Source organism: Streptomyces sp. NPDC060027, assembly GCF_042737005.1.
GTDB lineage: Bacteria > Actinomycetota > Actinomycetes > Streptomycetales > Streptomycetaceae > Streptomyces.
In genome coordinates this window covers 1-10443 of the sequence record NZ_JBHWVI010000270.1, presented here as the reverse complement: position 1 = coordinate 10443, position 10443 = coordinate 1, and the positions used below count along the sequence as shown (strand labels likewise).

9 protein-coding genes are annotated in these 10443 nt (G+C 72.6%); 6 read left to right on the top strand and 3 right to left on the bottom strand.

The genetic code is table 11. The features are described from left to right. Positions 1–43: 43 nt before the first annotated feature. Together ACFWBT_RS38115 and ACFWBT_RS38110 are read right to left on the bottom strand one after the other, a co-directional pair. Positions 44–2341 carry a helix-hairpin-helix domain-containing protein gene (locus ACFWBT_RS38115; RefSeq protein WP_385707927.1) on the bottom strand — a complete coding sequence of 766 codons (2298 nt, stop codon included), beginning with the start codon at positions 2339–2341 and terminating at the stop codon, positions 44–46. Next, positions 2338–3321, bottom strand: coding sequence for an aldo/keto reductase (locus ACFWBT_RS38110; protein ID WP_385707924.1), 984 nt, complete (start codon positions 3319–3321; stop codon positions 2338–2340). The genes ACFWBT_RS38115 and ACFWBT_RS38110 overlap by 4 nt, the downstream gene beginning before the upstream one ends. Before the next feature lie 263 nt (positions 3322–3584). Between ACFWBT_RS38110 and ACFWBT_RS38105 the strand changes: the two genes are divergently transcribed. Together ACFWBT_RS38105 and ACFWBT_RS38100 are read left to right on the top strand one after the other, a co-directional pair. After that, a complete protein-coding gene (locus ACFWBT_RS38105) occupies positions 3585–4640 on the top strand; it encodes an LLM class F420-dependent oxidoreductase (RefSeq protein WP_385707921.1) in 1056 nt (351 codons plus the stop codon). Positions 4641–4854: 214 nt separating this feature from the next. Then, positions 4855–5643, top strand: a complete 789-nt coding sequence (locus ACFWBT_RS38100) for a ferritin-like domain-containing protein (protein WP_385707918.1) — start codon at positions 4855–4857, stop codon at positions 5641–5643. A gap of 135 nt (positions 5644–5778) precedes the next feature. Here ACFWBT_RS38100 and corA read toward each other — a convergent pair whose 3' ends face one another. Next, positions 5779–6777 carry a magnesium/cobalt transporter CorA gene (corA, locus tag ACFWBT_RS38095; RefSeq protein ID WP_385707915.1) on the bottom strand — a complete coding sequence of 333 codons (999 nt, stop codon included), beginning with the start codon at positions 6775–6777 and terminating at the stop codon, positions 5779–5781. A 98-nt stretch (positions 6778–6875) separates the two neighbouring features. Here corA and ACFWBT_RS38090 point away from each other — a divergent pair, with 98 nt between their 5' ends. The 4 genes from ACFWBT_RS38090 to mshC all read left to right on the top strand — a co-directional run bounded on the left by ACFWBT_RS38090 (position 6876) and on the right by mshC (position 10404). Next, positions 6876–7562 (top strand): histidine phosphatase family protein, encoded by a 687-nt coding sequence (locus ACFWBT_RS38090; protein WP_266756875.1) that lies wholly within the window; start codon positions 6876–6878, stop codon positions 7560–7562. A 120-nt stretch (positions 7563–7682) separates the two neighbouring features. Continuing rightward, positions 7683–8273, top strand: coding sequence for a DUF3090 domain-containing protein (locus ACFWBT_RS38085; protein WP_385707912.1), 591 nt, complete (start codon positions 7683–7685; stop codon positions 8271–8273). Beyond that, a complete protein-coding gene (locus ACFWBT_RS38080) occupies positions 8237–9064 on the top strand; it encodes an SCO1664 family protein (RefSeq protein WP_385707909.1) in 828 nt (275 codons plus the stop codon). The genes ACFWBT_RS38085 and ACFWBT_RS38080 overlap by 37 nt, the downstream gene beginning before the upstream one ends. A gap of 110 nt (positions 9065–9174) precedes the next feature. Next, positions 9175–10404 (top strand): cysteine--1-D-myo-inosityl 2-amino-2-deoxy-alpha-D-glucopyranoside ligase, encoded by a 1230-nt coding sequence (mshC, locus tag ACFWBT_RS38075; protein WP_385707907.1) that lies wholly within the window; start codon positions 9175–9177, stop codon positions 10402–10404. Positions 10405–10443: the final 39 nt, after the last annotated feature.

Sequence of the window (10443 nt, the reverse complement as noted above, 5' to 3'; positions counted from 1 at the left end):
ACCCGGGTGTTCACGCACCGCGACAGTGCGACACCGGCGGTGATCAGCCCGCGGCCGGTGCCTGCGGCTTCAGCAGGGCCGGCAGCCGTGTGGTGCGCGGCTTCTGCGGAACCTCCGCGACGGCGTGCGGCAGGGCCTGCTCCACCCCGTGCACGACCGAGAGATGACGCTCGGCCCGGCCGAAGGCCGTGTAGACCCACGGCCGCGTCAGGGCCGCCGCGGCGTCGCCCGGGAGCACCACGACAGCGGCGGGCCAGCGCATTCCCACCGCCTGGTGCGCGGTGAGCGCCCAGCCGTGCCGCACGGCCTGCTCCACCCGTTCCTTCGGTACGACGACGGGGGCGCCCGAGCACTCCAGATGCAGCCCCTCGGCGTCGGCCTTCACCACATGGCCCGGCAGCGTACGACCCGGTGCGGGGGAGTAGGCGATCCGGTCGCCGGGGTCGAAGCCGCCGAAACGGCCCGGACCGGGGTTCAGCCGCTCCTTGAGCGCGGTGTTCAGCGCGCGGGTGCCGACCGCGCCGCCGTGCCCCGGGGTGATCACCTGCGTCTGCTCGGCCGGGATGCCGATCGCGCGCGGCACCGAGTCCGCGACCAGCTGCACGGTGCGGTGCACCGCCTCGCCGGCGTCGCGCACCGGGACGATCACGACCTCCTTGCCGGGCGCCTCGACCTGGTTGAGCTCGCCGATGCCGACCCCGGAGACCAGCTCGCCGATGGGCCCGGGGTCAGGGGTCCGCGAGGCCACCTGCGGGCAGGCGCGGGCGGCGATCAGGTCCGCGAAGACCCGGCCGGGGCCCGCCGACCAGAGCACGCCCGGATCACCGCTGAGCACGAGCCGCGCCCCGTCCGGCAGCGACTCGGCGAGCATCGCCGCCGTCTCCACGTCGAGCTGCGGCGCGTCGAGGACGACCAGGACGTCCAGGTCCAGGGCGCCGTCCGCGTCCCGGCCCGGGCCCTCGGCGCCGGAGAGGAGTCCGTCGACGGTGGTGACGCCGGTCGCCGTGGCGTCCGCGGGGCCGTCCGGCAGGTCGTGCCGGGCCAGTTCGGCCGTGAGGCCGTCGCGGCCGCCGCGGGTGTGCGTGGCGGCCCAGCCGCGCAGGCCGAGCGCACGCGCCGCGTGCAGCAGCGCCGCCGTCTCGGAGCGGGAGGCGTCGCCGCCGGTGTGCAGCACCAGCCCGTGAGCGGCGACCGCGCGGATCAGCTCCCCGGCGGAGCGGGGGGCCGTGGCCGCGGCCTGTTCCCAGTCGGCGGCCGAACCGTCCTCCTTCGACACCGAGTTCATCACCCGGGCGAGTGCGTCGGCGAGGCTCTCCTCGGCCAGCGCGTACCGCTCCAGGCCGATCAGGACGCGCACCGGGCGCTCCTCGGGCTCCTCCGTGTCGTCCTGCGGCGCCGGGGCAGGCGTGTCCAGCGCGTCCTGGAAGACCAGGGCCTCGCCCTCCGCGAGAGCGCTCTGCACGGCCGCGTCCGGGTCCGGCACCGAACGCTGGGAGAGCGCCGCGGTGAGCGCCGGGGCGTCCAGGGCGGTGTGCCCGGCGACGGCCGCCTGCTCCAGGAGCCACACGGTCAGCGCGCGGCCACGACGCTCGTCGTCCGGCCCGCACTCCGCGCCGAGCAGCGCCCGGGCGAACCCGTCGGCCTGTTCGGGCCGCACCCCGGCGACCCGCAGCAACTGCCACGGGTTCTCGCGCAGTTGCTCGTCGGCACCCTCGCCCAGGGCCGCGACGACCTGTGCCGCGAGCCCTTCGGGCGCGCCGCCCTCGGTCAGCACGGCGCGGACGGCCCCGACGGCTTCGGGCGCGGCGGTCGGCACCGGCGCGGCCGCTGCGGCCACGGGCTGCGGTCGCCGCACGGGCTCCTGCGCGGCCCTGCGCGGCGCGGGCTCGGGCTCGCGGAAGGCGGTGGCCACGGGCTTCTCACCGCTCTCCACGGCCCGCACCGCCGCGAGGAGGTCCGCGGCCGTGCCGCTGAGCTTGGCCCCGGCCGTGATCGGCGCCTGCTTCTCGGCCTTCCGCCGCTCGATCCGCTCCCGCTCCAAGCGCTGGGCCGCCAGCTCGGCGGCCGCCTCGGACAGCTGGGCGGCGCCTTCGGAGGATTCGGTCCCCGCGACGGTCTCCGTACCCGCGGCGGCTTCCGTGCCGGCGGCGGCCTCGGCCTGTGTGCCCGCGTCCGTGTCCTCGCCCGCGTCCGCGTCCGTGCCCTCCTCCTCGGAGGCGTCCCCGCCCTCGGAGTGCGCGTCCGCGGGGCGCACGTTCTCGCCCGTGCTCTCCGGGGCGGCCGTGTCCGCGCCCGGCGTCCCCGGCTCCGCTTCCTCCGTGGTCTCGGGCTCCGTGCTCACAGCGTGCTCCAGTCGTGATCGGGATAGTGGTGCACCGGGGCCGACACGTCGTCGAGCGCCCGGCAGATCTCGTCAGGAAGACTAAGGCTCTCCACTGACAACGCGGCCGTGAGCTGCTGCGCGTTGCGCGCGCCGACGATGGGGGCGCTGACCCCGGGCCGGTCGCGGACCCAGGCGAGCGCCACCTGGAGCGCCGTCACGGCGAGCCCGTCCGCCGCGGTCGTCACCGCCTCCACGATGCTCCTCGCCGTGTCGTCGAGATAGGGCGCGACGAACGGCGCGAGGTGTTCGGAGCCGCCACGGGAGTCGGTCGGTGTCCCGTTGCGGTACTTGCCGGTGAGCACTCCGCGCCCGAGCGGCGAGGAGGGCAGCAGACCGATGCCCAGGTCGAGGGCGGCCGGCAGCACCTCCCGCTCGATGCCGCGCTGGAGCAGGGAGTACTCCATCTGCGTACTGGCCAGGCGGGTGCGTATACCCGGAGCCGCGAGCTGCCAGGTGGCGGCCTTGGCGAGCTGCCAGCCGCAGAAGTTGGACACGCCCGCGTAGCGCGCGCGGCCGCTGCTGACGGCCAGGTCGAGGGCCTGGAGGGTCTCTTCCAGGGGCGTGTCGGGGTCGTAGGCGTGGACGTGCCACACGTCCACGTAGTCCGTGCCCAGGCGGGCGAGCGAGGCGTCCAGGGCCGCCAGCAGGTGACTGCGCGAGCCGTCGAAGCGGCGGTCCGGGTCGCGCACGCTCCCGGCCTTCGTCGAGATGACCAGGTCCCGGCGCGGCACGAGCCCTTCCATGAGGCGTCCGAGGAGGTACTCGGCCTCCCCGTCGCCGTACACGTCCGCGGTGTCCACGAGGGTCCCGCCCGCTTCCCAGAACGTCTTCAAGAGGTCCGCCGCGTCATGCTCGTCGGTGTCCCGCCCCCATGTGAGGGTGCCGAGTCCGATCCGGGACACACGCAGGCCGGTACGGCCGAGATGCCTCTGCTCCATGAACGCCGAGATTACTGTCCGACACCGGCCGCGTGGGGGCCTGTGGACAACGGAAAATCCTTGGATTGCCGCACGTGACGACCGGTGGCGCCGGACTGCGGCCGGGACCCGCGTGCACGGGCGGACGCGAGGGGCCGCGCCGCGCGGCCCGGTAGTGCCCCGCGCCCGTGCCGAGAAGGCGAACGTGCCGCTCCCCGACCGGGACGCACGCACGCTAGGGTCTCGGACAAAGGGACGTTACTGATCGGTAAGGGGAATCGGCCATGCAGCTCGGCATCAACCTCGGCTACTGGGGCGCCGGAATGGACGGGGACAATCTCGCCGTCGCCCAGGAGGCCGACCGGCTCGGATACGCCGTCTGCTGGGCCGCCGAGGCCTATGGCTCCGACGCGGCCACCGTGCTCAGCTGGGTCGCCGCCCAGACCGAGCGCATCGACGTCGGTTCGGCCATCTTCCAGATCCCGGCCCGGCAGCCCGCGATGACCGCGATGACCGCCGCGACCCTCGACTCGCTGTCGGGCGGCCGTTTCCGCCTCGGCCTCGGCGTCTCCGGGCCGCAGGTCTCCGAGGGCTGGTACGGCGTCAAGTTCGACAAGCCGCTGGCCCGCACCCGCGAGTACGTGGAGATCGTGCGCAAGGCGATGACGCGCGAGCGGCTGTCGTACGAGGGTGAGCACTGGACCCTGCCGCTGCCGGACGGTCCGGGCAAGCCGCTGAAGCTGACCGTGCACCCGGAGCGCGAGCACATCCCGCTCTACGTCGCCGCGATCGGCCCCAAGAACCTGGAGCAGACCGGCGAGATCGCCGACGGCGCGCTGCTGATCTTCCCCTCGGCCGAGCACCTCGAGGACACCGCGATCACCTACCTGCGCGCGGGCCGGGAGAAGGCCGGCAGGACGATGGAGGGCTTCGACGTCTGTCCGACCCTTCCGCTCGCCCTCGGCGACGACAAGGACGTCGCGGCGCTCGCCGACATGTTCCGCCCGTACACCGCGCTGTACGTCGGCGGCATGGGCAGCCGCAAGCAGAACTTCTACAACCAGCTCGCCCGGCGCATGGGCTACGAGAAGGAAGCCGCCGAGATCCAGGACAAGTACCTGTCCGGCGACAAGGAGGGCGCCGCGGCCGCCGTCCCGCACGCGCTGATCGACCAGACGACCCTGCTCGGCTCGGTGGACCGCATCGCCGACCGCATGCAGGCGTACGCCGCGGCCGGGGTCACCACACTCACGCTGGCGCCCGCGGGCTTCACGCTGGAGGACCGGATCGCCTCGCTGCGGGCCGGCTCCGACGCCCTGGAGCGGGCCGGACTCGCGTAACCGCGCCGGAAAAGTTCTGCGGCCGTGGTGGGGGCTCGGGGGTCTTCCCCGCCACGGCCGTCACAGGGAACAACGCGTCGACGGTCTCTTGGTTACGCGCTTGGGCCCGCTTCGTCGTCCACCGTTTGGCGGATTTGTCCGACACATCGGTTGCCGGGTCGTGAACATCCCATTTGACTCGTTTTCTGCACAACCCTGCAGAGAGGTGTCAGAGATGCTTTCCGCCAAGAGTCTGTTCCAGGAGATTCTCGACAACGACGAGTCGTACCGGCTCTTCTGTTCCATCGCCGCCAGCGGGGAGTCGCAAGGGGGCTGGGAGAACGCCCGGATCGCCGCGCTGGTCCCGGCGAGCGAACGCCGGCTCGCCCCCAGGATCGCCCGGCACGGCGCCGACGAGGACAAGCACGGGCGGATCTTCAACGCCCTCATGAAGAAGCGCGGTCTCGAACCGGTCGAGATCCCGCCCGACACCGACTACACCATGCTCCTGGAGCGGTACGGGATCGGTCTGGCGCACGAGAAGCTCAAGGACGACCAGCCGCTCACCGTGCAGGACATCGTCACCTATCTCGCCCACAGCCGGGTGACCGAACAGCGCGCCTCCGAGCAGATGGACCTGCTGCGCAAACACTTCGCCGACCACCCCGAGATCGGCCGCGCGGTGAAGATGATCTCGGGCGACGAGGACAACCACCTCGCGTACTGCCACGAGGAACTGCTGCGCTTCGCGTACGACGGCCACGGCCGCGCCATCCAGCGGACCCTGCGCGAGTGCGCGCTCGCCGAGATCCGCATCTACCGGGACGTCAGCCTCGCGGTGATGGCCCACATGGGCCGCATCCTCGGCTGGTCCAGGGCCAGGGCCTCGGTCCTCGCCGCGGGCATTCACGCCGTCTACGCCTACGAGCGGACCGCGGGCTGGCGCCGGATGGTCTCCCTGAGGATGCCCGAACGGCGCGGCGCGCTGGACGGCCCCGCCACGGCGGCACCGGAATTCGCCTGACCGCACCCGTCCTCCGCCCGCACCCGGTTTCTACCCGGGCCTGACCTCCACCCGCACCCGGCCGCCGTGAGGACGGCCCCCCGTACGTGCCCGGACACCCGGACCCGCACCCGGGCGGGCTAGTACGTGTCCCGACTACAGCCAGCCCCGCCGCTTGAAGAGCCGGAACAGCCCGATCTCCAGCACGACCATGCACCCGACCACCGCCGGATACGACCACACCCAGTGCAGCTCGGGCATGTGGTCGAAGTTCATCCCGTAGATCCCGGCGATCATCGTCGGGACGGCCGCCATGGCCGCCCACGCGGAGATCTTCCGCATGTCGTCGTTCTGCCGCACGCTCATCTGCGCGAGGTGCGCCGAGAGGATGTCGGACACCAGCCGGTCCAGGCCCTCCACGGACTCGTTGACGCGCAGCAGGTGGTCGTTGACGTCGCGGAAGAAGGGCTGTGCCTTGCCGTTCACGAACGGGACGGCCGTCGAGGCGAGGCCCGAGCCCGAGAGCCGGGCCAGCGGCACCGCCAGCGGGACCGTGGCCCTGCGGAACTCCTGCACCTGCCGCTTGAAGGCGTAGATCCGCGACGCGGTGTTCCGCCCGCCGCCGAGCTGCGGCGAGAAGACCTCCGCCTCCAGCTCCTCCAGGTCGGTACCGAGCTCGGTCGCCACCTCCAGGTAGTGGTCCACGGTGGCGTCCGCGATCGAGTAGAGCACCGCAGTCGGCCCGTGCCGCAGGGTCTCGGGGTCCGACTCCAGTCGCTGCCGGACCGCCGCGAGGGGCGACTCCTCGCCGTGCCGCACGGTCACCACGAACGAGTCGCCGACGAAGACCATGACCTCGCCGGAGGTGACGGCATCGCTCTCCGGCTCGTACGACACCGGTTTGAGGACCATGAAGAGCGAGTCCTCGTACACCTCCAGCTTGGGACGCTGATGGGCCTTCAGGGCGTCCTCGACCGCCAGCGGATGCAGCCCGAACTCCTCCGTGACGAGGTCGAACTCCTTCTCCGTGGGCTCGTGCAGGCCGATCCACACGAAGGCGTCACCCCCGGCGCGACAGTGGGCCAGGGCGTCGGAGAGGTCGTCGGGGCCCTCCGTCCGCCGCCCGGCACGGTAGATGGCACAGTCGACGATCACGGAGCGCATTCTCCCGTCGTTCCGGCCCGGCCGCACTCCGGGCACCGCTTTCCCCAGGGCCCGTCGGCTCCGCGAGCCGTCCGTTTACGCTGGGCCGCATGCCCACCCTGATCCTCGTCCGGCACGGACGCTCCACCGCCAACACCGCGGGACTGCTCGCCGGCTGGACACCCGGCGTGGCCCTCGACGAGCGCGGCACCCAGCAGGCCGCGGCCCTTCCGGGGCGGCTCGCCGGGCTGCCGATCGCCGAGGTCGTCACCAGCCCTCTCCAGCGCTGCCAGGAGACCGTCCAGCCGCTGCTGGAGGCCCGCCCCGAGGTCCCGGCGCACACCGAGGAGCGCATCGGAGAGGCCCACTACGGCGACTGGTCGGGCCGCAAGCTCGCCGAACTCAAGGACGAGCCGCTGATGGAGGTCGTCCAGGCGCATCCGTCCGCGGCCGCGTTCCCGGGCGGCGAATCGATGCGGGCCATGCAGACCCGGGCCGCCGAGGCCGTGCGCGAGTGGAACGCGCGCGTGGAGCGCGACCACGGAAGCGACGCGGTCTACCTGATGTGTTCGCACGGCGACATCATCAAGTCGCTCGTCGCCGACGCACTCGGACTTCATCTGGACCTCTTCCAACGGATCTCTGTCGAACCGTGTTCCATCACCGCGATCCGTTACACCCGGTTGAGGCCTTTTCTCGTACGTCTCGGGGACACCGGTGATTTCGCCTCCCTCGCGCCGCGCGAGGAACCCCCGAGCGGCGACGCTCCGGTCGGGGGCGGTGCGGGCGCACCGTGATCGTCGGCCGCAGTAGGGTGAAGCGGTCGAACCAGCACAGTAGTTGTCAGCGTTTTCTCAGCAGCCGATGCGGGCCGGCGCAGTCAGCCGCTCCCCATGCCGATTCAATGGAGACAGGACGTGTCCCGTCAGGTGTTCCTCTACGACCCCCCGGACCGCTTCGTGGCCGGTACGGTCGGGTTGCCCGGGCGCCGTACCTTCTTCCTGCAGGCGTCCTCGGGACCCCGGGTGACCAGCGTGGCCTTGGAGAAGACCCAGGTCGCCGCGCTCGCCGAGCGGATGGACGAGCTTCTCGACGAGGTCGTCCGGCGGACCGGCGGCAGCGCCCCGGTCCCGGCGATGGCCTCCACCGAGGTGTCCGACACCGCGCCCCTCGACACACCCGTGGAGGAGGAGTTCCGGGTCGGCACCATGGCGCTGGCCTGGGACGGTGACGAGCAGCGCATGATCGTCGAGGCGCAGGCGCTCGTGGAACTCGAGGCCGAGTCCGACGAGGACCTCGCGGAGGCCGAGGAGCGGCTGCTCCAGGACGAGGAGAACGGTCCGCCGATGCTCCGGGTCCGGCTCACCGGCGTGCAGGCCCGGGCCTTCGCCAAGCGCGCGCTCGACGTCGTCAACGCCGGCCGGCCGCCCTGCCCGCTGTGCAGTCTCCCGCTCGACCCGGAAGGACACGTATGTCCGCGCCAGAACGGATACCGCCGCGGAGCGTGACGACCGCCGAGCTGCTCGCCCGGGGCGAGCTGAAGGTCCGCGGACAGATCCGTGAGGCCTCGAACGCGGTGCTGTACTGCTCCGTGTCGTACGAGGGCCGCGAGGCGCTCTGCGTCTACAAGCCCGTCGCGGGCGAGCGGCCTCTGTGGGACTTCCCCGACGGCACGCTCGCACAGCGCGAGGTCGCCGCGTACGAGGTCTCCGAGGCGACCGGCTGGGGGCTCGTCCCCACCACGGTGCTGCGCGACGGCCCGTACGGCGAGGGCATGTGCCAGCTGTGGATCGAGTCCCCGGCCGGGCAGGACGGGGACGGCCTGCTCGCGCTCGTCGAGGGCGAGGAACCGGCCGAGGGCTGGAAGGCGATCGGCTTCGCCGAGGTCGGCGAGGGCGAGACGGCACTGCTCGTGCACGCCGACGACGCCCGGCTGCGGCGGCTCGCCGTCCTCGACGCCGTGATCAACAACGCGGACCGCAAGGGCGGTCATCTGCTGCCCGCGGGGGAGGGCCGCCTCTACGGCATCGACCACGGGGTCACCTTCAACGCCGAGAACAAGCTGCGCACGCTGCTGTGGGGCTGGGCCGGGGAGCCGCTGACACCGGAGGCGCTGGAGGTCCTCACCTCCCTGCGCGACGGTCTGGCGCCGGGCGCACCGCTGGCCACCCGCTTGGCCGAACTCGTCACCGCCGACGAGATCGACGCCACGCGCGCGCGGGTCGAGGCGATGCTCGCTTCCGGGAAGCACCCGGAGCCGAGCGGGGAATGGCCCGCGATCCCCTGGCCGCCGGTGTAGCGCTCGTCGGCACGTAGGCACGGCACCGGGGGGCCGCGCAAGAGGGCCTTCCCGGCCATAAGGTGCTGGCCGGTTCGTATACGGAAGTTCCGTCCGGTTAGTCTCATGACATGTATGCCTGGCCCGCTTCTGAGGTCCCCGCCCTGCCTGGCGAGGGCCGCGACCTCCGGATCCACGACACCGCGACCGGTGGGCTCGTCACCCTCGACCCCGGTCCCGTCGCCCGTATCTACGTCTGCGGCATCACGCCGTACGACGCGACCCATCTGGGTCACGCGGCGACCTACAACGCGTTCGACCTCGTGCAGCGCGTGTGGCTCGACACCAAGCGGCAGGTTCATTACGTCCAGAACGTCACGGACGTCGACGACCCGCTGCTGGAGCGGGCCGAGCGCGACGGCGTCGACTGGGTGGGACTCGCCGAGAAGGAGACCGCCCTCTTCCGCGAGGACATGACCGCCCTGCGGATGCTGCCGCCGCGCCACTACATAGGCGCCGTCGAGGCGATACCCGGCATCGTGCCGCTCGTCGAGCGGCTGCGGGACGCCGGAGCGGCGTACGAGCTCGACGGCGACGTGTACTTCTCCGTGGAGTCCGACCCCGCCTTCGGCAAGGTGTCCAACCTGGACGCCGAGACGATGCGTCTGCTCTCCGCGGAGCGGGGCGGCGACCCGGACCGGGCGGGGAAGAAGAACCCCCTCGACCCGATGCTGTGGATGGCCGCCCGCGAGGGCGAGCCGAGCTGGGACGGCGGCTCGCTGGGCCGCGGCCGGCCCGGCTGGCACATCGAGTGCGTCGCCATCGCCCTCGACCACCTGGGAATGGGCTTCGACGTCCAGGGCGGCGGCTCCGACCTCGCCTTCCCGCACCACGAGATGGGCGCCTCGCACGCCCAGGTGTTGACCGGCGAGTTCCCCATGGCCAAGGCGTACGTCCACGCCGGCATGGTCGCGCTGCACGGCGAGAAGATGTCGAAGTCCAAGGGAAACCTCGTCTTCGTGTCCCGGCTGCGGTACGACGGGGTCGACCCGGCCGCCATCCGCCTCGCCCTGCTCGCGCACCACTACCGGGCCGACTGGGAGTGGACGGACGCCGTCCTCGAAGAGGCCGTCGCGCGCCTGGCGAACTGGCGGGCCGCGGTGTCCCGGCCCGACGGGCCGTCCGCCGACGCGCTCGTCGAGGAGATCCGCGCCGCGCTCGCCGAGGACCTCGACGCACCGGCCGCGCTCGCCGCCGTCGACCGCTGGGCAGCGCTCCAGCACGAGACGGGCGGCACGGACGAGGGCGCCCCCGGTGTCGTGTCGCGGGCCGTCGACGCCCTCATGGGCGTGGCCCTGTAACCGGTCGCCGTACGCAGTCGGGCGCCGGGCGGAGTGATC

Excerpts from the sequence above, each read along its gene's own strand:
- ACFWBT_RS38110 (WP_385707924.1), bottom strand. The coding sequence starts at position 3,321 with ATGGAGCAGAGGCATCTCGGCCGTACCGGCCTGCGTGTGTCCCGGATC.
- ACFWBT_RS38105 (WP_385707921.1), top strand. The coding sequence starts at position 3,585 with ATGCAGCTCGGCATCAACCTCGGCTACTGGGGCGCCGGAATGGACGGG.
- ACFWBT_RS38100 (WP_385707918.1), top strand. The coding sequence starts at position 4,855 with ATGCTTTCCGCCAAGAGTCTGTTCCAGGAGATTCTCGACAACGACGAG.
- ACFWBT_RS38090 (WP_266756875.1), top strand. The coding sequence starts at position 6,876 with ATGCCCACCCTGATCCTCGTCCGGCACGGACGCTCCACCGCCAACACC.
- ACFWBT_RS38080 (WP_385707909.1), top strand. The coding sequence starts at position 8,237 with ATGTCCGCGCCAGAACGGATACCGCCGCGGAGCGTGACGACCGCCGAG.
- mshC (WP_385707907.1), top strand. The coding sequence starts at position 9,175 with ATGTATGCCTGGCCCGCTTCTGAGGTCCCCGCCCTGCCTGGCGAGGGC.